This is a genomic window from Microbulbifer sp. SE14 (assembly GCF_059834885.1).
In genome coordinates this window covers 1-24,825 of sequence record NZ_JCBAJA010000048.1, presented here as the reverse complement: position 1 = coordinate 24,825, position 24,825 = coordinate 1, and the positions used below count along the sequence as shown (strand labels likewise).

At 56.5% G+C, this 24,825-nt stretch carries 19 protein-coding genes and 1 pseudogene; 10 read left to right on the top strand and 10 right to left on the bottom strand.

From position 1 onward, the window contains the following. Nucleotides 1-846 precede the first annotated feature (846 nt). The 5 genes from AC6R19_RS21910 (at nucleotide 847) to AC6R19_RS21890 (ending at nucleotide 5,722) form a co-directional block, all read left to right on the top strand. Nucleotides 847-1,440, top strand: coding sequence for a LysE family translocator (locus AC6R19_RS21910; RefSeq protein WP_500582015.1), 594 nt, complete (start codon nucleotides 847-849; stop codon nucleotides 1,438-1,440). 29 nt (nucleotides 1,441-1,469) lie between these two features. Beyond that, nucleotides 1,470-2,480, top strand: a complete 1,011-nt coding sequence (gene trpS, locus AC6R19_RS21905) for a tryptophan--tRNA ligase (RefSeq protein ID WP_500582014.1) — start codon at nucleotides 1,470-1,472, stop codon at nucleotides 2,478-2,480. A 255-nt stretch (nucleotides 2,481-2,735) separates the two neighbouring features. Continuing rightward, on the top strand, nucleotides 2,736-3,053 hold the full coding sequence (locus tag AC6R19_RS21900; RefSeq protein WP_500582013.1) for an alpha/beta fold hydrolase: 318 nt from the start codon (nucleotides 2,736-2,738) through the stop codon (nucleotides 3,051-3,053). A 98-nt stretch (nucleotides 3,054-3,151) separates the two neighbouring features. Continuing rightward, the gene (locus AC6R19_RS21895; protein ID WP_500582012.1) at nucleotides 3,152-3,610 is read left to right on the top strand and encodes a hypothetical protein; all 459 of its coding nucleotides are present in this window, start codon (nucleotides 3,152-3,154) and stop codon (nucleotides 3,608-3,610) included. Nucleotides 3,611-4,000: 390 nt separating this feature from the next. Then, nucleotides 4,001-5,722, top strand: coding sequence for a proprotein convertase P-domain-containing protein (locus AC6R19_RS21890; RefSeq protein WP_500582011.1), 1,722 nt, complete (start codon nucleotides 4,001-4,003; stop codon nucleotides 5,720-5,722). A 63-nt stretch (nucleotides 5,723-5,785) separates the two neighbouring features. Here AC6R19_RS21890 and AC6R19_RS21885 read toward each other — a convergent pair whose 3' ends face one another. After that, a complete protein-coding gene (locus AC6R19_RS21885) occupies nucleotides 5,786-6,760 on the bottom strand; it encodes a GlxA family transcriptional regulator (RefSeq protein ID WP_500582010.1) in 975 nt (324 codons plus the stop codon). 367 nt (nucleotides 6,761-7,127) lie between these two features. Between AC6R19_RS21885 and AC6R19_RS21880 the strand changes: the two genes are divergently transcribed. The 5 genes and pseudogenes from AC6R19_RS21880 (at nucleotide 7,128) to AC6R19_RS21860 (ending at nucleotide 12,169) form a co-directional block, all read left to right on the top strand. Beyond that, on the top strand, nucleotides 7,128-7,883 hold the full coding sequence (locus tag AC6R19_RS21880; protein ID WP_500582009.1) for a sterol desaturase family protein: 756 nt from the start codon (nucleotides 7,128-7,130) through the stop codon (nucleotides 7,881-7,883). 117 nt (nucleotides 7,884-8,000) lie between these two features. After that, on the top strand, nucleotides 8,001-8,939 hold the full coding sequence (locus AC6R19_RS21875; RefSeq protein WP_500582008.1) for a homocysteine S-methyltransferase family protein: 939 nt from the start codon (nucleotides 8,001-8,003) through the stop codon (nucleotides 8,937-8,939). 302 nt (nucleotides 8,940-9,241) lie between these two features. Continuing rightward, nucleotides 9,242-10,837 (top strand): annotated as a pseudogene (locus AC6R19_RS21870) (DUF885 domain-containing protein); the annotation flags it as partial. A 250-nt stretch (nucleotides 10,838-11,087) separates the two neighbouring features. Then, on the top strand, nucleotides 11,088-11,438 hold the full coding sequence (locus AC6R19_RS21865; protein WP_500582007.1) for a P-loop NTPase family protein: 351 nt from the start codon (nucleotides 11,088-11,090) through the stop codon (nucleotides 11,436-11,438). Between the two features lie 305 nt (nucleotides 11,439-11,743). Continuing rightward, nucleotides 11,744-12,169 carry a hypothetical protein gene (locus AC6R19_RS21860; protein WP_500582006.1) on the top strand — a complete coding sequence of 142 codons (426 nt, stop codon included), beginning with the start codon at nucleotides 11,744-11,746 and terminating at the stop codon, nucleotides 12,167-12,169. A gap of 57 nt (nucleotides 12,170-12,226) precedes the next feature. Here the strand turns inward: AC6R19_RS21860 and AC6R19_RS21855 are convergent, their stop codons facing one another. The 9 genes from AC6R19_RS21855 to AC6R19_RS21815 form a co-directional block, all read right to left on the bottom strand. Further along, nucleotides 12,227-13,417 carry an FG-GAP repeat domain-containing protein gene (locus tag AC6R19_RS21855; protein ID WP_500582005.1) on the bottom strand — a complete coding sequence of 397 codons (1,191 nt, stop codon included), beginning with the start codon at nucleotides 13,415-13,417 and terminating at the stop codon, nucleotides 12,227-12,229. Between the two features lie 334 nt (nucleotides 13,418-13,751). Further along, a complete protein-coding gene (locus AC6R19_RS21850) occupies nucleotides 13,752-14,867 on the bottom strand; it encodes a right-handed parallel beta-helix repeat-containing protein (protein ID WP_500582004.1) in 1,116 nt (371 codons plus the stop codon). Nucleotides 14,868-15,014: 147 nt separating this feature from the next. Continuing rightward, a complete protein-coding gene (locus AC6R19_RS21845) occupies nucleotides 15,015-15,350 on the bottom strand; it encodes a hypothetical protein (protein ID WP_500582003.1) in 336 nt (111 codons plus the stop codon). A 302-nt stretch (nucleotides 15,351-15,652) separates the two neighbouring features. Further along, nucleotides 15,653-16,078, bottom strand: a complete 426-nt coding sequence (locus AC6R19_RS21840) for a hypothetical protein (protein WP_500582002.1) — start codon at nucleotides 16,076-16,078, stop codon at nucleotides 15,653-15,655. A 747-nt stretch (nucleotides 16,079-16,825) separates the two neighbouring features. Further along, nucleotides 16,826-18,742 carry a proprotein convertase P-domain-containing protein gene (locus tag AC6R19_RS21835; protein WP_500582001.1) on the bottom strand — a complete coding sequence of 639 codons (1,917 nt, stop codon included), beginning with the start codon at nucleotides 18,740-18,742 and terminating at the stop codon, nucleotides 16,826-16,828. Nucleotides 18,743-18,979: 237 nt separating this feature from the next. Beyond that, nucleotides 18,980-21,217: an InlB B-repeat-containing protein gene (locus AC6R19_RS21830; protein ID WP_500582000.1), complete on the bottom strand. Its 2,238-nt coding sequence runs from the start codon at nucleotides 21,215-21,217 to the stop codon at nucleotides 18,980-18,982. Between the two features lie 127 nt (nucleotides 21,218-21,344). Continuing rightward, the gene (locus AC6R19_RS21825; protein WP_500581999.1) at nucleotides 21,345-22,397 is read right to left on the bottom strand and encodes a GlxA family transcriptional regulator; all 1,053 of its coding nucleotides are present in this window, start codon (nucleotides 22,395-22,397) and stop codon (nucleotides 21,345-21,347) included. A gap of 468 nt (nucleotides 22,398-22,865) precedes the next feature. After that, a complete protein-coding gene (locus tag AC6R19_RS21820) occupies nucleotides 22,866-23,648 on the bottom strand; it encodes a hypothetical protein (RefSeq protein WP_500581998.1) in 783 nt (260 codons plus the stop codon). 93 nt (nucleotides 23,649-23,741) lie between these two features. Then, a partial coding sequence (locus AC6R19_RS21815) for an RHS repeat-associated core domain-containing protein (protein WP_500581997.1) occupies nucleotides 23,742-24,825 on the bottom strand: 1,084 nt, incomplete at its 5' end.

Genomic DNA, 24,825 nt, shown 5'->3' with positions numbered 1-24,825 from the left:
CGGCGATTTTTCGTATGAGGTGTTGCTCTTCTGTGCTAAGTTTTCTGGCGTCGTATTTCATGCGCGCCATGATACCATGCTGTATTGATTATTTCCGCTCTATTAGTAATAACCCGGGAGCTGGCCCGTCCCGCGTGGGAGTACACTGCAAAATGGCTTGCAGAGCGACTAGAGCTGCCCCTCCCCCGCCATCACGAAGACGCAGGGACCGATAGCGATCATCAAGTCGCCCGAACTTAACCTTAACTGGAAAAATGCAGAAGAATGCCAACTTAGAGTCGGAGAACTATATCTGTCACAAATAACCGCACCCCGACATAAAAGGTCCTTAAGTTCCTGATCGATCTTCAGCACCATAGTTAATACAAATCTGAACCTTAGAGTAAGGGGTAATAGAAACCCCCAATCATTAGCGTATTTTCTACTGGAATGCGCGGAAATCAGGTGGATTTAGAAACTTTAAAGAGGTAGATCCATGTATTTTATATTACTTTTCTCTATTGCTGCATTTTACAGCTTCCGCTCTTACAGAGAGAACAAGCATTCTACGTACCTCCTTTTGGCCAACTTAGTAAAAAATCCCGCTGTTTAGCGCACCGGCGACATTACCTGATAACTTAAATTAGCATACGCTGCCACTGTTAAGCATTGCCCCAAAACAATCGCCTATTTATTTAACTGGCATAACGCGGAAATAGCCGGTCTTGCATGGATTCAGACAATCACGGAAGTGGTCAAGTCTATCCTATTTCGCCTTTTAATGGCCGAAATGACACCACAAACGCCACTCCAAAGATAGTATAAATATTGAACAGTTATTACCTTCGCAAATATGCAGGCTGAGTGATGATAGAGGGGCTGATTCCTATCGCCGTTTTTGTGTTTGTCTCAAGCGTCACACCGGGTCCAAACAACCTGATGATCATGTCTTCAGGCCTGAACCACGGGGTAACCCGCTCTATCCCCCACCTTGCGGGAATAAGCCTTGGGTTTCCCTTGATGACAATAGCCGTCGGAGCGGGCCTGGGAGCGGTGCTATCACAATCCCCCGCTCTATACGAAGTTATCCGCTGGATAGGTGTCGGGTACCTCTTGTATCTCGCATGGACCATTGCGTGTACCCAGCCTGTCAACGCCCCGGGAAGCAGGAAGCCCTTGAGCTTTCTCCAGGCCGCCTCTTTTCAGTGGGTAAATGTGAAGGGGTGGACCGTAGCGATCGGTGCAATAGCCACGTTTTCCCGTGCAAACGCGAGCATATGGAACGACGCTATAGGAATCGCTTTGCTGTTCGGGATTATCGGCGGAGCCTGTGCCCTACTCTGGTTGCTTTTCGGCTCCTGGATGCAGGGTCTGCTGAAACGCAGGAGCCAGCTTCGCATCTTTAACCTGACAATGAGCCTGCTATTGGTAGCGAGCATCATTCCCATGTTTACATCCTGATCTAAACGTAGTACCTGAAAAGGACAGTGATGAGCAAACAGCGAATACTTACCGGTATTACAACCACCGGCCAACCCCATCTCGGCAACTATGCGGGGGCCATACGTCCCGCGATAGAAGCAAGTAAGCTTGAGAATAACCAGTCATTTTACTTTCTGGCCGATTACCACGGGCTCGTAAAGTGCCAGGATCCCGGGCAGGTCTATCAATCTACCCTGGAGATAGCAGCAGCCTGGTTGGCCCTGGGGCTGGATACGAACCATGTTACTTTCTATCGCCAGTCGGATATTCCGGAGATTCCCCAACTTGCCTGGCTGCTTACCTGCGTAGTGAGCAAGGGGCTCATGAATCGCGCCCACGCTTATAAGTCAGCCGTCGCGACCAATCTGGGCAGGGGGGAGGATGCGGATTTCGGTATAACGATGGGGCTTTACTCATATCCGGTACTGATGTCAGCAGACATATTGATATTCAACGCCCACAAAATGCCGGTTGGCAGCGATCAGGTACAGCACCTGGAGATTGCCAGGGACATAGCCCAAAGATTCAATAACATCTACGGCGAGCACTTCGTTCTACCGGAGGCACAAGTAGATGAGCAGGCAGATCTGCTACCGGGTCTGGATGGACGGAAAATGAGCAAAAGCTACCGCAATACCATCCCTATTTTCCTGGAAGAAAGCCAGCTGCGGGCCCATATCAAGCGAATTAAAACGGACTCCAAGAGACCTGGGGAACCAAAGGATCCCCAAACTTCCACGATATTCAAAATATGGAGATCCTTCGCCACGGAGAGTGAGAGTCAGGAAATGGAGGCTGCCCTGCAAGCGGGGCTTGGCTGGGGTGACGCAAAAGAAAGACTGTTCGAACTCGTTAATGACCATTTGAGCCTGTACAGAGAGCGGTACAGGGAGCTTATTTTAAATCCCGAACAGATAGAAAAGGCGCTGGAGGAAGGTGCAGACAAGGCTCGCGAACATACTGTTCCTTTCATGGACGAGCTTCGCTACGCGGTTGGAATCAGGAGAATAGCCAGCTAGTTCGCCAATGCTTCCTGATCAAAGAGAACAGACTGCGGCCGCCCCAACGCCAGTTCAGAAATAGCTCGAACGCTAAACCAGTTGAGATAACGAAGAGATTGCCATCCGCACGCCGACGATACGCTGGTTTTATGAGAAAGGGAAAAGGTGTCACTTCCGACCGAGCGCACGACAACAAGTCCGGCTGGCTAGACTTTGGTGACACGATCTTACGTGTCGGTCAACGAATATAGACCAAGGCGTACACAAAATACAATGAACACAAATACAAAACCGATCGACAATTTTATACCAACCAGTGGCGGGCACCAGCTCCTGATGCAGGAGCTGACGCCAGTACCCGCTGCTGCCAATGGCGCCGCGGTGCTGTGCCTGCACGGAGTCTTCACCGACCGCCGCTTCTTCTACAACAGTAAGGGAAGAGAAGCCGGCCGCCACCTGGCCGATCAGGGGTATCGCGTATTTCTCGGTAACCTGCGCGGCCATGGCTGCAGCCAGAACCCCGACGCTGGGACTGGAGCTTTGACACCTACACAGAGGAGGACGTACCGCCTTGCTGCAGTTCGCCGCTGAACAGCACTCGGGACCACTTTTCATGCTCTGCCACAGCTTCGGCGGTTACACCGCTGGCAGCCCTGGGCCTGCACCCCGCGCGGCTTTCAGGCATCGCGGTGCTGGCGGCCGCTGTCAACGACTACTCAGATAGCGGCCTCTCCAAGCGTATCCAGATCCCCCTCTCCAGCCTGATCGCGCGGCTCTGCGGGCGTATGCCCGCCAAACGCCTCGGCCCAGCGGACGAACCGCCGGCGCTGATGCGCCAGTTCGCCCAGTGGTCGGCGCGGGGCAGCTTCTGCAACCTGGACGGCCGTCGCGATTACTGGCAAGTCCTGCAGGCGGTCGAGCTCCCGGTATATGCTGACATCGGTGCCGTCGACCGGTTTCATGCCTCGCCCGCGCGAACAAAAAAGCTAGTCGATCACCTGGGCAGCAAGGACATCACTTTTGAAGTTTTCGGAAAGACACAAGGTTTCGTGCACGACTCCTCCCACTTCGACATAGCCGCGGGTAAACGCGCGCAGGATTTGGTACTGCCATGCGTGCACGCCTGGATGGAGAATCACGGCCGCTAGACAACCGGAGTGTGGCTCCACCCACCAGAGCCACCGTTATCCTACGCCATCCATGAGCCGGGCCCCGACCGGCCCACCCTTATTCTGTCACTAATGGCTTAACCGCAGTTATAGAAGCCGACTAACGGATGTGCCTTGATACCTTTCCCCCGAACACCAGCACTGTGCAATCAGCGCCCCATATCACGTAGTGCATCCAGTGCCGAAGTGCTGACGCAGGGGAAGACCGTTGCCGGTAAGAGGAGGCTGTCCTCTGGAGTAACGGGCTGTCCGCGCTGCCCCCGATATGGCGCAGTCGTCCCGCCCTGTTGATTAAAGATCTAGTAACTTAACATTTGGCGATTTTCGCTCGCATCTGACAATCCACGATCTAATAATCAAGAGATATCTATGAAGAAGAAAGTTCCAATTATTAGAAGTACGCTATCCGCCATTTTTCTATCCGCCTTTATCTCGCCTGCTTCCGCGGAAGCCAAACCAGCTACCGCCGTAGTGTTGGGAGACAGCTTTTCCTCGGGCCAGGCCGGGCGCTGGCGCGGAAACTCCGACGCCAAACTTTCCTTTCCCAGTGAACCCGGCGCGGAACCCCTGCATGGTCTATTTGACGGCACCGATGACGCTTTCTGGTATTCTGACGACTCTATATATCCGGCAAGTCCAGATTGGGAATCTGTCTACGAGGAAGGCAGCATCCATAACGGATGCCATCGCGCATACAGCGCACCGATTCATCAATTAAACCGACCCTATTTCCCGCTACCCCCATTCCAAATCAGAGGCCCTTTCCCGAGGACAGTAAATCTGGCCTGTAGTGGTGCCAGAAACAAGCATCTCTGGCCTGCGGAACATGGTGGCGTGGATCAAGAGGACCAAAGCTCCCAGATAAACCGACTCGGCGCCCTGGCACAGACACATGACATAAAACTCATAGTTCTTGGAATAGGCGGCAATGACCTTGGATTTTCCGGTACTATTGGAAACTGCATGGCTGCTTGGTTTGTCAAGCACTGGATTGATATACTGCCCGGTTTTAATGAAGCTTCCTGCATCACAAAGACTAACTTAAGCCTATCCACCGGCCTTTTCGATGTTTACGGAAAAACTTCCAAGACTATCAGCCTGATCCGCCAGGAAATGCTTCAGCTAGGAAAAACAGATCCCGATGACTATCGTATTGTGCTAATGGGCTATCCTGGAATAATCGCCGGCTTCTATGACAATCGCTACTCGGAAGATGACGGTGACAGGCGGACACCTGGGCGCTGTCCATTCACCGGACCAGACTCCGCGTATATTGAAGAGGAGTTAATGCCAAAACTCAATGGATTGTACGAAACGCTCTCCGATGAATTGGATGTAGATTTTATTCATCCAGAAACACTGTTTGATGGTCACAGACTTTGTGAAGTCGGATCTAACCGCGCCTCATCGACTACTCCTGCCACCTCGGAAAACATGGAGTGGGTCAGATACATCGACCACGGACTAAACACCAGATCTGGGGTTCTAACTGCAATAGATGCTATAAGTGGCGAGGCAGGAGCTACGACTGAAGGGCGCCAAGGAAGATTAAATGAATCCATGCACCCCAACCAGTTCGGTCAGCAGGCACTGGGCACCTGCATTAATAAATGGTGGGCGCAAAGGGGATCAACACCGAAGCCTTACAAATGCACAAACCTTGGTCCTGGGCGAGGTAGTACAGAGGTTAAAGTTTCTCAACTTCCTGCCCCCACCTACATCAGCATAGTAGATGAAGGGGTTATACCCGATGCTGTCCATGACTCACCAGTAAATGAAGTGGTTCCCGGTCAGCTAACCCGCTCAAGAATTTTGTTTATGGGTCCAAATGAGCCAGGACGCATGGCTCGTATCGAATTGAAAATCGATCACCCAGACAAGGGCGATCTCGAAATACTACTGCGAGATCCTGACGGCCGTGCTCATCACATCAAAAGTGAAAACTTGCTGGATAATACCCCCTTCCCTTCAGTTTGGACCAGCTACCTTGACTTTGCGGAGTACAAGGCCGGCGTCTGGACCCTGGAAATAAATGATCACAACCCGGGCGATACTGGTGTCTTTCGGGAATTACATGTCTATTGGTACTGACACTTATTGTAGAGAGGTGGGGCTAGCCCCCGCCTCCCTCTTTATAGCCATATAGAACCATTACTAACCCACCACCGCCTCCAACTGCGAAACCAGAGACCTGCGCACCGCCCCAAACCGCTTCCGGTACTGCGCCGGCGTCAGGTTCACCTTCCTCTTGAACAGCCGGTTAAAGAACCCCGTATCCGCATAACCCACCTCATAGGCGATCTCCTCGATGGGCTGGTCCCCGCTTTCCAGCAGCTGCTTGGCCTCCTCCAGGCGCAGGGTGTGCACATACTCCAGCGGCGGCATACCGGTGGCCTGTTTGAAGCGGCGCTTGAAGGTGCGCTCGGCCAGACCGGACATATTGATCATCGCCGTGACCGGATTGGCCTCCGTATAGTGTTCCGCGATCCAGACCTGGCAGCGGGCGATCACCGAGTCCTCCGCCTGCCGGCTGTGGGCGAGGCAGGCAAAGGGCTGCTGGCCGACATGGTGCCAGTCGATCACCCACACCCGCGCCACCTGCATGGCGGCCTCCACACCGACTGTCCGCGCAATCAGGTAGAGGGCCAGATCCAACCAGGAAGTGCCGCCGCCGGCCATGATCAGGCGCTGCCCCTCCCCGCTGACCACCAGGGCGCGCTGCTCCTGCACCGAGATCTTGGGGAAGCGCTGGCGCATATCGTCGCACCAGGCCCAGTGGGTGGTGGCCTCGCAGCCATCCAGCAGGCCTGACTCGGCGAACAGCATGGCACCGGAGCAGGCAGCGGCCAGTATGGCGCCCTCCCGGTGTTTCCGCCGCAGCCATTCCAGTTCGTCGGAAAAGCGCTCCTGCAGGGATTCCCCTGGAGGTATTGTCACCTCGGGAACACAGACGATTTCCACCGGTGGACAGTCCGCGAGCGACGCCTGGGGCGTTATCTCCACACCGTTCATCACCTGCATCGGCTTTCCATCGCGGGACACCAGGATCGGCCTGATCACCTCGGCACCGCGCTTCCCGGTCGTCAGGTATTCCCAGTCCCTGTTGGTGGACAGGAATAAATCATACATCCCATAGACTGCCGAGCCGGACGTTTCCGGCACAACCAGGATGGCAACGGGGACAGGTTTTGATGTCATATCGAATTTCCAAAGCGTATTCCCAAGCAGCACCATTGTAATGATGTTTAACTCCCTTCCCCTGTCTCGCATGTAGAACGAAGTGACAGTTTCCCGCCACAAGGATAAATGTTTGACTCACAGAGCCGGAAGACTTAGGAAAGTGTGGCCTGCATACCTAAATCCCTACACCAACCGTATCGCGCACAGGTAACCGCTACGCAAGTGGCCGTTTTGTCCCTGTTTTCGCGCAAATACCACTAAATGGATGGATTGCAACCACCTATGTTATACGAGCCATTCAACCCGGAGCGCAAAGATGCCCAATCCTCTCGAACTGCTTCTCGACCCGGTCTCCCTCACGGTATTCGCCATTTACGGCGGATTGGTCCTGTGGGAAGCGCTGGCACCGGCCAGGCCTCTGCCCGATGTGAAAGGGTGGAGACTGAAAGGCCTGTCCACCTTTATGGTGTTCTTCTTTACGTCTTCCTATCTGCCGCTGCTGTGGAGCGAACACCTGGTCAGGTTCCAGCTGCTGGACCTGAGCGCGCTCAACCTCTGGAGCGGTAGCCTGCTGGGCCTGCTCGCCTACGAGGCACTCACCTACACCTGGCATCGGAGCATGCACGCCTCCAACATGCTCTGGAGGGGCGTGCACCAGATGCACCACAGCGCCGAGCGCCTGGATACCTACAGCGCCTACTGGTTCGGCCCCCTGGATATGCTCGGCTGGACCCTGCTGGGCAGCCTGAGTCTCACCTTGCTGGTCGGCGTCTCCGCCGAGGCGGCCACCATGAGCCTCTACATTATTACCTTCCTGGGGATCTTCCAGCACACCAATATCCGCACCCCTCAATGGCTGGGCTATATTATCCAGCGGCCGGAGAGCCACTCCCACCACCACGGGCGTGGCATTCACGCGCGGAACTACAGCGATCTGCCACTGTTCGACATCGTCTTCGGCACCTTCCACAACCCGAAGGACTTTGCACCGGCAACCGGCTTCTACGACGGCGCCTCCTCCCGTATGAAAGATATGCTGCTGTTTCGCGACCTAACCCGGCAACCAGGGTAGAGCTGGCCTATTCAACCGCTTGGTAACCCAAACGCCCTTACAACCCGATGGCATTTACTTCTACTCTATCCTTGCCCTGTGTCTACAAATGCAGGCTCCACTTTCCAGGTTGTCCCTATGAGCAAATACCGAAATCACCTGCCCCAACTTAACGGCAGCATTTTCCTGACCGATGGCGGAATGGAAACAACCCTCGTCTTTCACCAGGGCATAGAACTGCCCCATTTCGCCGCCTTTTACCTGCTTCTCAGTGAGGAGGGAATCTCAACACTGCGCGACTACTACCGCGGCTATCTGGATATCGCGCGACAGCACCACTGCGGATTCGTCCTGGAAACACCGACCTGGCGCGCCAGCCCGGACTGGGTCGAAAAGATCGACTGCGGCGGCAAAACCTTGGCGGATATCAACCGGCGGGCGATCGGGCTGATGCTGGAGCTGCGCGAGGAGTATGAAACTGCGGCTACGCCCATCGTCGTCAGCGGCAATATCGGCCCCCGCGGCGATGGCTACAGACCCGGCACGCAGATGGATATCGAACAGGCCAGGGAGTACCATTCCCCACAACTGGAGATCTTTGCACAAACCGATGCGGATATGGCCTCGGCGCTGACCCTCAACTATGTGGAAGAGGCCATAGGCGCAACCCTGGCGGCCAGGGATGCGGGTGTACCCATTGCGATATCCTTCACCGTGGAAACCGACGGCCGCCTCCCGGACGGTTCGACACTGGCAGAGGCGATTGCCCGCACCGATGAGGCCACGGACGCCTTCACATCCTATTTCATGATCAACTGCGCCCACCCGACTCACTTTGCCAATGCACTGGAGCGGGGTGGCGCGTGGCGCGAGCGGATCGGCGGCATTCGCGCCAACGCCTCGGCGAAAAGCCACACGGAACTGGACGGGTGCACGACCCTCGACGAGGGTGACCCGAAAGCACTCGGCGGCCAATACCGGCAACTGCTGCAGGCCATGCCCTGGCTCAGGGTACTCGGCGGCTGCTGCGGAACCGACCTGCGTCATCTCCAATCCATCGCAGTCCACTGCCTGTAAAAATCCGGTGCGCTGCTGCGCTTACCGGAATTCAATCGCGCCCTGGGCCGTTCCTGCACGCCGTCCCCCAACCCCGTGCGGGAACGCCCATCGGGCGCGGCCATACTCTTTGCCAACTATTGCGGTTTCCTATGATGATTAACGCCATGCGTATATTTTTTATACCATACTGCTTCCTTTTGGGCGGGCTTCTCCTTAGCGGGCCAGCCGCCGCTGCCGGTAGTGCGGGCTGGATTGACCGCAGCAACGAATATACGAGGATCCTGCTGGATGCGGAGGCGTAATTCGCTCCCGAGGATGTCACAAAACTGGGGCTGCCCGAATATGATACAGATATTGTTGACATGCACCCCAAGGTCAACGAGCGCTATGCGAGCGCCCTACAGTCGGTTCGCGCACAGTACCGATCGGCGCTGAAGCGCGAAAGCGATCTGCGGATACGACAGGGCCTCAATATCCTGATCAGCTACATTGATCGGACACTGAATATTCAAGCCCTTAATAGTCAACTCCTGCTCACCTATATTAACGTCCCCAGCCCGGCATATGACGGCATCCGGACTCTGCTGGATGACCAGATCAGCGAGGCGGGAGGGAGTGCTGCCATAGAGCGCCTGAAGAAATACAGCGGCCTTCACGGCGGAAAGCCGCTTACAGAACTCGCCAGGGAACGAACGCAGGATCAGATGGAGAACCCCAACTTGTTGGGGCCATATCTTGCTCAGCTCAGGAAGAACCTGGACAGGGCTCCTATTTTTGTCGCCGGCATCAAGGAAGAGTTCCAGAACAGCGGACTGACCGGCTGGGAGCCCGCCTTCGAAGCATTCGAGAAGCAAGTAAACGACTATGTTTCCTGGACGGAGAGGACGCTACTGCCAAAAGCGCGAACAGACTTCCGTCTCCCTCCGGAAATTTACGCCGCACGCCTGAACCGGTATGGCGTAGATATCCCACCGGAGCTGCTTATCCAGCAGGCTACCGCAAGCTTTATGACCCTGCGCACAGAGATGCAGGCGGTTGCGGCCGACATTGCCGTAGCGCGCAAGTTGAAGTCCAGTGATTACCGGGAAGTAATCCGGGAACTGAAGGAAATACAGTTTACCGGTAAAAACTTTGTGCCGGTCTACCGCGAGCGTCTGAAGCAGATTGAGGACATCCTGGACAAACATAGACTGGTCTCCTTACCGGATCGCAAGGCCCTGATTCGCCTCGCTTCCGAAGCGAAGTCCGCAGAAACCCCCGTCCCCCATATGCAACCGCCGCGCCTGATCGGCAACACAGGAGAACAGGGCACCTTTGTACTGCCGCAGAACAACCCGGGTTCCAACCCAGGCGAAAGGATGGACGACTTTCTCAACGAAGGAATTTCCTGGGCGCTAACTGCGCACGAGGCGCGACCCGGCCACGAAATGCAATTTGCGGCGATGCTGGAAAACGGCGTATCGCAGGCACGCATGCTCTACGCTTTCAACTCCACCAACGTCGAAGGCTGGGCCCTGTATGCTGAAACCATCATGTATCCACATTTCCCGAAAAAGGGACAGCTGTTTGGTTTGCTTTCTCGCGCGCTGCGCGCAGCGCGAGCCTTCCTCGACCCCATGCTCAACCTGGGTATGATTACGCCCGACCAAGCCAAGCGCTTCCTGAAGGACGAACTGGTGCTATCCGAGGCCATGGCGACCCAGGAAGTGGACCGCTATACCTTCCGCTCCCCGGGGCAATCCACGGCCTATTTCTACGGCCTCTCCCGTTTGCAGGAAATCCGTATGGCAACCGAACTGGCGATGGGCGAGGACTTCGACGAACATGCTTTCCACGACTTTGTCCTGGCACAGGGCTTGCTCCCTCCGAGACTCTTGAAGCGGGCGGTGGAAGAGAAGTTTGGTGCCAGTCTATAGATGTCTTTACGTTCGTATGTGGGGCCGGACCGAAATTCCACGCGCGCCACTGCACTCTATTCCTGGAAACCGCCGGTCCGGCCCCATAGCGGCACAAAAGGACGGAGAATTACCCAATAAAATCAATTAGTTACGGATTATTCTGGGCGAACGGCCAGTCTGCCCCCCAAGCGGCCCATGCCGCGCAACGCGGCCGTTTAAAAAGGGTTAATTTATAGGCACCTGGCGGGGAAATGCGGAGGTGCCAGTTATGAAAGTGGTAATTATCGGAAACATCGGATCGGGTAAGAAGGCCATGGCCGAACGCCTGATCGGCCGCGAGAATATTGCCCTGCTGCCCCTGGACGAACTGTCCGGCAGCTGCGAGCAAACCGGCCACAGCCTGGACGAAGGCCTGGCCATGCTGCGCAACGTTCTCGACGGTCACGAGGACTGGGTGGTTGAAAGTGCCAACGGTGATCTGGCCGAGGTGGCCCTGCCCTACTGCGATGAGCTGCGCTTTATCAGCTCCGGAACAGAGACGTGTGCCGACAGTAGCAAGTACCGCGCGCTGTTCGACAACTTCGACGGCCCGAAAAAGGAGTACAGCGTCGCTGTCTAAGCGGCATAAATAGCAGATGACGGAGCGGCTTCCGGCAGAGGAAGCCGCTTTTTTTAGGGACGGAGAGCGGTTACCACCCGAAAGACCCGGCCAGTCCGGCCGCTTACCGGCACAAAAAACAGCGAAAAAAACAGTGTAAAAACTGCAGCGCGGGAAAACGGTCGGTCTGCATACTTACCGGCAGAAGCGACATAATGGCGATAAACACCGATTACTAAATTACAAGCACCAACAGCGGAAATTCCGCGGAGGTGTTTGCAATGAAAGTACTGATTATCGGATGTACGGGATCCGGAAAAAGCGCAATGGCGCAGCGCCTGATCGGCCTGAAGGATATTGCCTGGTTGTCCCTGGACGAACTCTACTGGGACAACGAAGCCAACGGCAAAACCCTGGCGGACAGCCTCAGCGCTCTTTACGAGTTTGTCGAGTGGAACGAGGACTGGGTGATCGAGGGCTGCCAGTGCGACCTGGTACAGGCCGCGATGGGTTTCTGTGAAGAGTTGCGATTTATGAACCCCGGTCGTGAAGAGTGTATCAGCCGCTGTATAGACAAGCCGCGGAAACACAAGCGTAAGGACGAGGCCAGCAGCGAGGAGACCCCGTTTGACCGCATCATTGCCTGGGTCGGCCAGTACGAGTACCGGAACGACGGCTATGGCCTGGACAGGCACAGGGCGCTGTTTGACAGCTTTGCCGGAGCCAAGAAGGAGTACACGATGGTTATTTAACTAACCTGTAAGTTGGGAGCCCGTACGGGCTCCCTTATTGCTGTAACTCTGGCGCGGTCACTGGCCGATGGCGCGAACCCCCCTGGTGTAGCCCCGCCAGCGCGTCGACAGGTCCTCCACCAGGCAATCATAGCCGTCGCCGGGCTTGAGGTCGCCGCGGCGGCCGCCGTACCAGGAGTAGCATTCCCGGTAGGCCTGTATCTCCAGAGTACTGCAGAACAACTGCCCGTTCTCGAAACAACCGATAAAGCGGTTGTAATCATTCCGCAGCTCCACCTCAATCTGGGTAAGGGGATCGCCGTTCACGGACTCGGGTTTGGGCAGCACCACCTCCGACGGGCCCGGGTGGAAGTTGCCATAATAGTCCCAGGGTGTCTTTTCCGGCGCGACGAAGATACCCGGCTCGCAGTCCTGGCCGAAGGGCTGCAGGTCGCGACACTCCGGATCCTCTACGTCCGCCTGCAGGTACTCCGGCTCCCAGCCGCGCACAAAGCGGAAGCCCTGGGGCCAGTCGACGCTCTCCAGGTCCGGGCTGCCGTCGCCGCCGATAGCCCGCGTATCGATAATCGAATAGGAACGGGAGGAACCGTCCACCGTCCAGGTCACATCCGCCGAGGGCTTCCTATCCCAGGCACAGGGTTGGACCGGGTACTCCTGGGGAAAGAGAGGGCTCAGGAAGCTGCAGCTTAAACTCAGGCCGGTGAATTCGTAACCCCTGGCCTCGGCCTTCTCGATACCGGAGAGGGTCCAGGAGAGCGGGAAGCGAGCACCGGATATCCAGCCGTTGGCAAAGCCGGTGCCATTGTCGCCCACCGAAACGCGGGCCCGCCACTCGTCCACCAGTGGCTGCACCGGTATCTGGCTTTTTTCCCAGTAGATACCCGTCTCTCCGGACGGCGTATTGAGATAGGCAAACCACTGCCCCGGGTTGCGCGCATCGACGATATCCATGCGGCCATCGCGGTTGAAATCCTGCAGGCGCACATAGTCCACCGAAGAGGTGGCCGTGCCGAGGGTATTGAAAAGATTCACGGTAAAACTGAGCTTGAGCGGCAGCTTGCCGTCACCCACCTCGCCCACAGAGAAATTTCCGGAACCAAACAGGTCCACCGCCCCGGCATAGTGCGGATCACTGTTGCTGGTTAGATTGCGGGCCAGCTTTAGCTTCCCGTCGCTGGGGCTGCGGTATACGAAATCCCTGAGGCCATCGCCGGTGAAATCTGCGTGGGCGGCCCAGTACTTATTCACATTGGCCGTCGGGAAAGTCACTCTATGCCTGGTAAATGGCGGAAGCGGAAAACCCGTTTCCGTGGTATAGGACCAGTAGGCGCGCTGCAAGTCGGACGTTGCTGCTCCGGAATCGCCAACAAACGGCACTTCCCCACCGTTGACCTCTTCCGTATAGGCACTTAAAACGGAACTTTCCAACCCCGAATAGGAGGCCGGTTCCGCGGCCTGATTTAAAATCCCGATTGAGACTAAAATGGAAACCAATCCACTCATAACTTATCCTTTTAGGTTGAGCTGGGCTGACGGTTACCGAGTATGCGCCAGTGCATAATCCAGCTGATGTCCACTCTGTTTATCTTGGAATGGGATCCGGGCTGTCACAAGCTATGCCGTCATTATCTTGAATAACGTTGCCGAAATTGAAGCCGCTGTTGCGCACCTGAAAGAAGCCATCGGGGACATAGTTGCAGATGCTGTTTCCGGATATTCTGTTGAAGCGGGCAAAGTCCCGGTCGTCGGTATTGCTGGCCTGCCAGTCGGCATCCCAGCCCAGCGCAGGGTCCACGTCGCCGATATCCCAGGGCTGGGAAACGCCGGCGTCATCATCGCAGTAGTTACTGAGGCTGGTGCCGTCCCGGGAGCCGATATAGACCGCCGGCCGGGTCAGAATGGCACCCCGGTAGTAGAAGATATTGTTCTGTATCTCGTTGTTGCGCACGCCGGTATAGCGGACTTCGCCGCGCTCGCCGCAGTTGCGGTACAGGAAGACGCCGCCCCAGGTGACGCCGGAGAACCAGTTGCGGGCAATCAGGTTGTGCTCGGAGCCGTCGACCGCGATGACCTCGCGGAAGTTGCTGCTGTCGTGGTGGAATTCGTTGTTGTCGATCACGTTGAAGGCGGACTCGGCATCGATATAGACGGAGGGACCGCGGGCGTCGTCGTGCCTGACGCGGGAGTTCTTCAGGGTGGTATGGGTTACGCCCTGCTCGATATACAGGCTGACCCCGGCGCTGTTGCGGATATCCAGGTTGTCCAGGGTGATATCGGTGGGAGAGACGGCGCGCAGCTCCTGCACATAGTCGGGCCCGCGCTGGTTCTTGTAGGCGGTGGCCTCCTCATTGCCGATGCGGTACAGCTGGCCGCGGACCCGGGCAGTGCCCTCGACCTTGCAGTTTTTTATGGTTACATTCCGCGGGCGCTGGTAGATATAGCTGTCCCCGGCGCGGGTTCGGGTGGAAGTCACCAGCAGTGCCGGTTCCTCCTCCTTCAAGCTGCCCAGCGGCGCCAGGGTCGCGCCGTTGCAGTCGAATACCAGGTGGTTGGCCGCGGGGCCGGCGAAGTGTAGTGTCTTGGTGACCACATCGCCCGGTTGCAGCTGGGCGCTGCAGTTGACGTTGACCGAGGTGTTTTCCCAGCTAGAGGGATCGGCAGGATCGACCACTGTTGGCTGGGCCAGAATATCCTGCATTTCGGAGTCAGAACAGATGGGATTCTGAATAACACCAATAGACAACAAGATGGGGACAATAAGACTCAACTTCGCTGTCTCCTTATTTTTTGTTTTGGATAAACTGGCGGGCGCGAAAAGCACGCCCGCCAGTTTACGCTTGCAATTCTATTTCACAACAAGACCGTGGACTACCGAATACTCACTTCCGGCATTTGTTTGGCAACCAGAAACACTAATCTCAACTTGCTTTCCGGACAACATTGCCGCCAAAGCCATGGTCATAATCTGTTCATGCCCAGGATTGTCAGAGTAGATAATTTTGTGCTTAGTAGGCGCTGCGCCAGGACACTCAGGATTGGAGTCATCACTAACAGTTATAAATCCGTGGGTTTGAAACCACCTCACATTCTCAACCGTCGTTCCGCCTATCCATGAACTGGCATGAGAAAAAGCAGGAAGACAGAGTGCAATCAACGCGGAAGCAGCAAAAAACTTTTTCATTTATTTTCTCCATAATTATGGATTATCGAATTTAGTGAAATCCATTTTTAACCAAATGGCAGGAGGGAGATTAGCAGCAGTATTGCAAGCAGCAAAAAGCGATTGCTGTCACAAACAGGATTTTCCAGTCACCGCTAGCGAAAATAGAGGATGTAAATGATATACGGATATCCGGCCGGCATACCGGGCCATTGAATCGCACGCGCCCACTGGAGCATCGAATGATCCCGGCGGGCGCAAACGAGCGCAGGACTGAATCGGCATCAAGTCCGCCTAGAACAGGGCGCGATCGAAAGGAAGCTCTACTGGCCGGCAACATCAACGCTGAACTGGCCTGAAGACAGCTGCAGCCCGTTAAAGGTCATCGCATCCGTCGTGACCTCAGAAGCACCGATAGCATAGAGCGGCACTATATGGAAATTGGCAAGCTCGGTGCCCTTCGGCATCCTGCACTCGAGCACGACCTGGCCTCCCCGCTTGATATAGTCCGCGTGAAATGCAACCGTGGTATTTCCGCGAAAGCTTGAATTGGTGACGTTGTAAGGCGTTCTATACTCCCCGGAACCGTCCCAGCGGTACGAGCGCCCCCGGCATTCCACGCGCCCATACTGGGCGCCATTGTTATCGGCCCTGACATACAGATTGAACGTCAACAGGTTGTCGGCGTCGCGAATGCTGTTCTTCACCGGCGCCGGGCAAAGCACCTCGGCATACTCGACCGCCTTCACGGTGCCGCCGTCGTATCGCAGATGCTGGTCCCTGCTCCACGGCCACTTGGGCTCACAGCCGATCGCCGACTCCAGGCTCCCGCCCAGATCGTTGTCTACCGCATGGCTGTTTGCGCGGACAGCGGCGAACAGTAAAGACGCAAATACTCTTTCCTTTCCTTCCTTAATTTGTTGATCGAACAGGAGAATACCAGACTCCAGTCACAAGATAGCTCCTGATGTACGGGCATTGAGGTTAGCAGATCGCGGCCAGTTTACGGGGCGCGACTGCAACCACAAATAGGCCATTTCGGACACAGGGTAGGCGCACCGACCACAAGTTCCGATGCCAAAAAATCCGCACTCAAGCCGCGAGTCATCAGCAGGCGCACCCACACCATCTGCTAGTTGTCATCTTACAATCGGAACAGAATCCTCACAGTTAATCATCTGGTTGCTATCAATAAAATTGGACGAGTTGAACGAGGCATTTCTTACCTCGACTTCCTCCACCGGGTCCCTGTTGCAAAACCGGTTATTGACAATCATATTGTGCCGGGCGTAGTCGTAATCCACTGTGCTGCTTTCCCAGTCGGCGTCCCATTCCAGGGACGGCTCCACATGGGCGATATCCCAGGACGGTGCCCCCGCATCAATGTCGCAATTGTAGCTCCGGGTTCCCTCTCCGTTTCTGCTGGCAATATAGATGCCGGGATCGCCGCCACTGTAGCCCGGGCTGTAGCCAGCTGCGGCCGCCCGGCGGTATGCTTAGTACCAGAAGATATCGAAGTCCCTGAAGCTCCCCGCATTACCGCTCTGTTTGTCCCAGATAATCAGTGTCCACTCCCCCGGAACATACTTGGTGTTTGGTAAATACATGGTCCACTGGGGTGGGAATGGATTGTGATCAGATGGGTTATCACCCTTGATCGTCCACCATCCTCCATGTGGGTCACTTATGTAAACAGCGAGATCCCCCCTGCGCGGGTGATCGATTTTCAGCCTTACCCGGGCCATGCCACCCGGCTCCTCCAAGCCATCGACGAGCTCCGGCGCGATAATCGGAAGGCGCAATTCACCGTATTCGGTTGAGCTGCCGTCGGGAATGGCGTTGTCCGAACTAACGCTTTTGGAGACGGGGAATGGCAGCCTGGCGACTTTTACTTGCTCTGTGGTGTCAGGGTTCGGATTGGTACAGCGATAGGGTGCGGGAAACTCGCTGCGCTGCAGCCACCAGTTTTTCAGGCAGCTGCCCAGGGCCATCTGACCGTACTGGTTCGGGTAGAGGGATTCCTGGATACGCCCCTGGCGGATCTTGACCGGTTCCGCCGGCCCAACCCAGTGATCCTCGAAGTACTCATAAGTACCCTCGTCACCGAAGAGTTCGTCTATGTACCTGACCCACTCCATGTTTTCGGCAGTGGGTGCCGTGCTGAAGGAGGCCCGCTCGGAGCCATTCTGGCAGAGCTTGTGACCTTCCAGCAGATCCCGAGTGTAGATGAAATCCACCGACTCATCGTGCGCGACGGCCTCAAACATGCCGTTCACTTTGGTCATCATGGTTTCATTGACAAACTCCGAGTCCGGCCCATTGAAGGTACAGCGGCCGTAGTAAAGCCTGTGCAGATTATTGTTTTCGTAGCGGTTGTCATAAAAGCCTGCAATGATCGATGGATAGCCCATCAGGACGATGCGGTAGTCCTCCGGGTCCGTCTTATCCTGCCGCAGCATCTCCTGCCGAATCAGGTTGATGGTCTTTGCGGTTTCACCGTAGGTGTCCCACAGACTTGTATTTAACCGGTTTCTGACGTGGGTGTGGCACTCCTCCCCCTCGTGGCCAGCCCATTCGTCCCACCCTAAGGGCCCCTGATTTTTTAAAGCCCAAGCCTTCATACAGTCCATCAGCGCCCAGTTGATCCCAATGTCCACTGCGCCGACATTCAGGGCGATAACCTTGATATCGTGGCTGAGGGCCAGGTCGGCAATCTGGGTGATCTGCGGCCCCTCCCCTTTCAGACCCTCGCCGCCGTGTGCAACCGGCCACAGATTCCTGTTGCCGGCGCGGGAGCAGGCAAGATTGATGGTTTTCTGCAGTGGCCCATCAATCATCAGCGGCGGGATGGGGAAGTAGGGTTCGCTGAATCTATGTATCGGGGCGCTGAAAGACCTGTTGCAGCCGTTGGCATAGCTATCTTCGGTATATCCCGCTCCGGGTGCATCAGTGCCCCAGTCTTCGTGTAGATCCTCATCTTCATCGAGCGGATCGCTGTAGGAGTTGCCCAACCAGCGCCCGGCCTCTCCTGAGGCATAGCCATCCCCCAGGACTATGGCTGTAGCGGGCTTTGCCAGCCCACCGGCCAGGTTCACGCTGATTGGCGCGCTGAATTCCGAACAGGAAGGCAGGTTGTCGTTGATGCTGGCACAGCCCCGCGCCCGGTAGTAGCGGATACCGCCGTAATCGTAGTCGAATGACTTGGATGCGACAGCCGCGTCCCCGCTGTATTTCAATACCCAGCCAGTGGTGCCGTTTGCGCTTTCGTAGAGTTGAATCTCTTCGAAACCGCCGCTCCAGCTTACCGCGTAACTGCCGGAGGTGCTCTGGGGTGCACTGAGCACCGGTGGGCTGATGGGTTCCGGGGTGGTGATCGCCAGCGCCGGGAAGACGACTAATCCCAGACAGACCACCAGAAAAGCATGTGCTCTGCTTGTAAGATTTATTTTTCGATGTTGGCGATTCATTCCGCTGCCTCTTTGTGGTTTCTCCTCGATTGAAAGTAAGGCGGGCCATGGGCCCGCCTTGCCGAGCTGGAGCTCGGCGGTCCCGGGGACGGCGCACCGGCACACCCAGTTTGTAGGAGCGGCCGGTGGCCGCGATCAGAACCGGGGCTATTCGGCAATGCGGATCGCGGCCAACGGTTGCTCCTACAGGGAACCGGTTGTTGATTGCAACTCCATTCTGGAACCGTCGGCGTGGAAGTGGATCTCCGCTTCCTCGCCATCGATATTTATGGTTACCAGATACTCGTCACCGTCAACATCCAGCTCCGCATCCTGGACTGCGTTGTCGATATCCAGGATTTTTATCGAACGGTAGTCACCGACTGCCACATCCTGGTAGATACGCCATACATCCCCGCTCGTGATCGAGTCGGCGAGGTTTTCCATTTGCCAGCTGCCGCCGCTCAGGTCGCGCACCCGGACATCCCTGCCATCCACGGTGTAATTTACTTCTGAGCCTTCGGTTTCGGGTTCCACCGGCAGGTGCAGCCGCCACTTTTTGTCGGCCGCGGAATCGACCCGGTCGAAGATCACCAATACCTGTAGATCCTCGCCCAGCCATACGTAGTCGCGCACATAATGTTCCGCCTCTGTCCAGTAGGGCTGCGCATCTATCTGCACATAGAAGTGCGGCATCGCGGCATCGCGGTTGTCCTCGGCATAACGAATAACCGGGAAGCCGCCGTCGTTGTTGTATTTCTGCCCGTCCAGGGTGACGATATTGGAGACATCGCTGAGCACGCTGCTGCCAGCCTCGGCGAGGATGCCGCTGCTGTTGAAGTACTCAGGGTCGGTCACTATCCAGTCGTCGCCGCAGGCCCACTGGAAGCCGGGGGCATCCGGATTGCCGTGGGAGTATTGGGGGGCGGTACTGAAGTTGTTGGCGAACATCAGTGCCGCGCAGGCGTCCACCTGGAAGCCGAGGGCCGAGCGCAGGCCGATCAGGCCGGCGCCGGGTGTCGGCGCAACAAAGAGCCGGTCGCCCTTGGTGTCCAGGGGCGCGGCGGTGGTATCGCCGATATTCCAGTAGAAGTTGGCGAAGCCGCGCACGTTGCGGCCGATAAAGGTGGCGTCTTCATTGTCCGCCACCTGCAGGACGCTTTTGGCGTGTTGGGCATGTTCGCTGTCTTCGCCAGCGGCGTGGATCAGCTGGTGCCAGTAGCGGAAGGCCAGGCCGGTGTGGCGGGCGTCGCTGGCATTGGCCTCGGAGCCCACCTCGAAGAAGTGCTTCAGGTGCGGGCGGGTCTGGTACATCAGCAGGTCCAGGTATTCCTCGGCATCGAAGCCGGACTGCTGCAGGTAGTCGGTGCCCTCGGCCGCGTCGTACAGCTGCAGGGCCCAGAGGGCATGGCCGGCATAGGCCGAATAATAGTGGCCTTCGGACTGCACAGGCCCCTGCCATTCGGGCGCGCTGGTGCCCTCTATCCACCGGTTCGCCATGCGCGCCGCGGCCTGCTTCCACTCACCGGCACGGGAATTGAAGCCTTGGGTGGCAATCGCCCCGATCACGTGGGCCAGGAAGCCGTTCTGCCAGTAGTTGTTCTTGGGCTCGTCGAAGGGCCAGAACTCCTGGTTGGCGGTGTTCCAGTTGTCCAGGGTGCCGTTGACCCAGCCGGCCACCAGATCCAGCTCTTCACTACTGAACTGCTCGTGGGCCAGGTCCGCGGTGGCGGCCACCGTCAGCATGCGGCTTTCGACATGCTGGAAGTGGCTGCCGTGGCCCTGGTCGCCGTCCGGATCGCTGTTGACCAGCGCCATTGCCTCGTCGTGGGCCAGCCGCAGCATTTGTTCGTTCTCGGTGAGCCAGCCGGCGAAGGCGATCTGGAAAGTGGGGATATCCGAGTAGTAGTCCCGGTCCTCCAGGGCGCCCTCCATCAGGGTGATAAAGCCCAGGGGCTGGCCGCCATTATTGGAGCCGGAGCCTACGGCCTCCGGGTCGCCGTTTTCGATGGACGCCTTCAGGCGCGCCTCATCGGCCTTGAATAAAAAAGGCCGCCCCTGGGGGAGGGCGGCAAAGACTGCGGAGAGTTTGGTCTGGGACGACAGCGTGACTTCACAGGTCGATTGGCTGCCGCAGCTATCCAGGCTCCAATGGGAGAAGCGGAAGCCGGCCGCGGGCGTCGCCGCCAGTGTGACAACGGCGTTCGCCGCGAAGTCAGCGCTGCATACTGCACCGCAGTTGATCCCCGAGGGGTCGGAGACTATCGAACCACTGCCTTCCACGGAGACAGTGAGGGAATATTGTTCCGCCGGTGGTGGATCGCCGGGATCGCCCTGCCCTGGATCCCCGTTGTCGCCACCACCGCCGCCTCCGCAGGCGGACAAAATAAAGGCCAGCGGGTAGACCAGACCGCGGACCAGCGGACTGCGTATTGCTTTCACAGGGTTCTCCTTTTTCTTTTTTTGGCTCTTTCATTCATCCCTCTGTAGGAGCCTGCTGGCAGGCCAATACCACAGGGGCTTGCCCACCGCTCTTTTCGCCTGCAAGCAGGCTCCTACAGTCCTTTCGTCACGAAACAGGCTCCTCCGCGCGCTGCAGGCTGCGGCGAATTCCCATAAAGCGCTTGCGGTATTCCGACGGCGTCATGCCCACGCGGCGGCGGAACAGGCGGCGGAAGAAGCTGGCGTCCTCGTAGCCCAGCTCCAGGGCGATCATTTCTATGCGCTGATCGCTGGATTCGAGCATATGCTTGGCCTCCTCCACCCGCAGGGTGTGCACATACTCGATCGGCGACATGCCGGTGGCCTTGCGGAAGCGACGCTTGAAAGAGCGCTCCTTCAGGCCACTTTTCTCGATCATGGCCTGGATAACAGCGGGTTCCGAATAGTGGGAGGAGAGCCAGACCTGCACATCGGCAATGGCGCGGTCCTCCATTTGCCGCGGCCGCGAGGCAGTGGCAAACGGCAGCTGGCCGTGGTCGTGCCAGTTGAGCAGGTAGAGCCGCGACAGGTTGCGCGCCTCCTCCTGGCCAAAGAAGCGCGCCACCAGGTAGAGCACCATATCCTGCCAGGAGATGCCGCCGCCGCAGGTGACGATGCGCTGCTCCGGGCCGGAGACCACCAGCACCTGCTCCCGGTGCACGCGGATCTGCGGATAGGCAGCCTGGAAGGTTTCCGCATAGGCCCAGTGAATGGTGGCGTTGCAGTTATCCAGCAGGCCGGTCTCCGCGAGCAACAGTGTGCCGCTGCAGGCGGAGGCGATAATGGCGCCGCTCTCGAAACATTCCCGCAGCCAGGCGCACTCCTCCGGGTAGCGATCGCGCAGCGTTGTACCCGGGGGCAGGTAGAGGTCGGGGATACACACCAGGTCCGGCTGCGGGCACTCCGCGAACGTCGTGTCCGGCCGGATATATACCTGGCCGTTGCTGACCAGAAGGCCGCCGGGCTCGGCGGATACCAATAGAGGCTCCACCCACTGCTCCCCCACCTCGCCGCGGGTAATCAGGGGCCAGTCGCGCCCGGCGGAGGCAAAGATATCGCGCATTCCGAACATGGTGGAGGCGGTGGCTTCCGGCAGGGCGAGAACGGCGGCCCGCAGCGGCCTGGAGAATTGAGCTTTCACGAGCCGCGCCCTTTAAAAATTGAATCCGGAATATGCCGCCCGCAACAGCCTCGCACCGACACTTTCGAGCGAGGCCGCCGAGTAGAGATTCTTATCCGTCCGCCCCGGCTCCACATTCGGGAAGAGCACAGAATCCGGATCACTATGACCACGAAACATATGCAATGCCATACCCTATTTATTGTTTTCATTAGGATGCATTGTTTCAGAAATTATCGTGACTGAGGCACGCGGTTCGGGTCGCGAACAGGCGGAAAAAGACACTCGGCCGGGCGGCGCAGCTACAGCGGGACACAGTTCGCCCGCAAACGCACCTTTACCTAGGGGACCCCGCCAGCGCCCCGGGGCTCGCTCTCGGGGAATGGGCAGCTTCCTACTCTTGTGCGGGGGAAGGCGAAGTCCCGACCCATTGGAACGCCATTATAGAACTGGCACCCACCAGGTCAGGGCACGCCCGTTTATCGGAACTTATGCGACAATGGCTTCCAGCTCCTGATCAGTCGAATTTTCCCTGTGCGGAACATTTAAACTCAAAGCAGCCTCATTGGCCCTGTCAATATCCCATTGTTTTCTGGCGGAGTTGATAAATATCCCGATAACCATTCTGATAACCAGATACTCCACTGATTCTGGAATATAGGGGATATCAATGTGCATATATGCCGATTTTGACAGGTTTTTTATCAGCTCCCTCGCCTCGGCATCGCCGATGCCCCGGTCACAGCTCCTGATCAGGCCGTAAAGATCGTGGGGAATATTTTCATAGAGGAGGTATTGATCCATTTTTTCAACAACCCTGACTAGTACGACCTCTTCGACTGTTTCATCGATAAATGGCACATTTATTTTCCGGTTCAATTGATTCGCTATACTTTTCACTTCCGCACCGGTCAGCCTGGAGTATGTAATAGTCTCCGTAGGCTGCTCACCGGAGAACCCGCCTGCCTCATCCATTACAGTTTCGTCACTTTCTTTCACCGCATTTTCCTTGAACCTGGTTACTTCTTTGCCCGAACGGGTATTGTTTCCCCATGAAACCCGCTGTTGACAGGCGAAAAGAGACTCAGCAAGCGGGAAAGGACAACCCTTAATTAGAAGCCGTATAGTCTGCAATCCGTATTTGCACCCGAGGAAGACACCATCCAGATTGGTGCGGTGCACCGCCCTCCAGTCGGCGAGAGAGGCATGCTCCGGATCGTGGGAAGCCTCTCCGCCGTCGAAGCCGGTAATACCGGCGTTGTTAACCAGCACATCCAGGGCACCGCGTTATTTACAGCCTCGGGATGTTATCCCTTGCAGTCATTTTATCGTTGATCAAATGGACCAAATTGAGGCTCAAATCAATCAGTAATCCCTAACCATAACCTCAGCAGTGCTTCTATTGGCAATGCTGCCTCCCGCTCCAATATACCGATCGTATCGAGCTTCCCCATTGTTGCCAGAAGCTCGAGTATCCCTGAGCAAAAATCCTCTAGAGGTGCCGTCTGTCGGATTATATCTAGCTGTACCCGCGAAACTACCTGCCACTCCCCACAAGGCAGCACCAGCCTGCCCTGCAGCATATGCTTGCTCTTTGGGAACACCTCTCGCCACATTGCCAATAGCAATCGTGGCTGACAATGGGTTTCCGGAAATTGTTTTTACAGCTTTTTGTTCGGCTTGGAACCGTTCTGCCTCAGTTCCTGTAATAGGATAATATTGTCCTCTTGACGTAGGCTTTCTAAGTGAACTTGTCCCCATATAAGATCCGTTACTCAAAGCATCAGCCCGTTTTTCCATCCGTTTTACAAACGAAACATATTCCGACACGGCGAGCTTATATTCTTCATAACTGCTGAAGAATCTTTCCCAGTTCACACTTTCCGGATTTTTAAGTAACTGTTCAGGTGTGGTGCCAGTCTGTAACAACAAGTCCAGAGCTAACTTTGCACCACTAGTAGATAGCTCAGGACTATTCATCTCCTGACCTCCGCCACACCCCTGCACCATACAACCCAGAACTTGACCAGCAATAGCTCTTTCGGCCTGCCTCCTGGGTGCCTCCCTCTGCTCTTGGCTATAGTTGCTAACATTCACAACCCTTTTATTAGCGGATGACTTGTTTTCTTTACCTTTCTTTTCCTCTTTAATAACAAGAACATCTCCGGCCTGCTCTTTACCATTCGTTTTGATAGTCCCATCGGCTATTCCTTTGGCAACCAGTACTTCTGCCGCCGTGGCGTCCGGAGTACACCCCACCGAACTTTCGTCACCAGGCCGGGCAATGCAGACATACCCAGAGGGGTCAACCGCAGACAGAGGATTATTCATTACATAAGCGTAGGCATTCTGGCTCTGTGTACTTGTTTCGCTCTGGATATAGGGATCCACACTCATAAACCGCCCCAGCAGCGGGTCGTACACCCGGCCACCCATATGCACCAGCTTG

Coding starts and splice junctions, on each gene's coding strand:
- AC6R19_RS21910 (WP_500582015.1), top strand. CDS start 847: ATGATAGAGGGGCTGATTCCTATCGCCGTTTTTGTGTTTGTCTCAAGC.
- trpS (WP_500582014.1), top strand. CDS start 1,470: ATGAGCAAACAGCGAATACTTACCGGTATTACAACCACCGGCCAACCC.
- AC6R19_RS21900 (WP_500582013.1), top strand. CDS start 2,736: ATGAACACAAATACAAAACCGATCGACAATTTTATACCAACCAGTGGC.
- AC6R19_RS21890 (WP_500582011.1), top strand. CDS start 4,001: ATGAAGAAGAAAGTTCCAATTATTAGAAGTACGCTATCCGCCATTTTT.
- AC6R19_RS21885 (WP_500582010.1), bottom strand. CDS start 6,760: ATGTATGATTTATTCCTGTCCACCAACAGGGACTGGGAATACCTGACG.
- AC6R19_RS21880 (WP_500582009.1), top strand. CDS start 7,128: ATGCCCAATCCTCTCGAACTGCTTCTCGACCCGGTCTCCCTCACGGTA.
- AC6R19_RS21875 (WP_500582008.1), top strand. CDS start 8,001: ATGAGCAAATACCGAAATCACCTGCCCCAACTTAACGGCAGCATTTTC.
- AC6R19_RS21865 (WP_500582007.1), top strand. CDS start 11,088: ATGAAAGTGGTAATTATCGGAAACATCGGATCGGGTAAGAAGGCCATG.
- AC6R19_RS21860 (WP_500582006.1), top strand. CDS start 11,744: ATGGCGCAGCGCCTGATCGGCCTGAAGGATATTGCCTGGTTGTCCCTG.
- AC6R19_RS21850 (WP_500582004.1), bottom strand. CDS start 14,867: ATGCAGGATATTCTGGCCCAGCCAACAGTGGTCGATCCTGCCGATCCC.
- AC6R19_RS21845 (WP_500582003.1), bottom strand. CDS start 15,350: ATGAAAAAGTTTTTTGCTGCTTCCGCGTTGATTGCACTCTGTCTTCCT.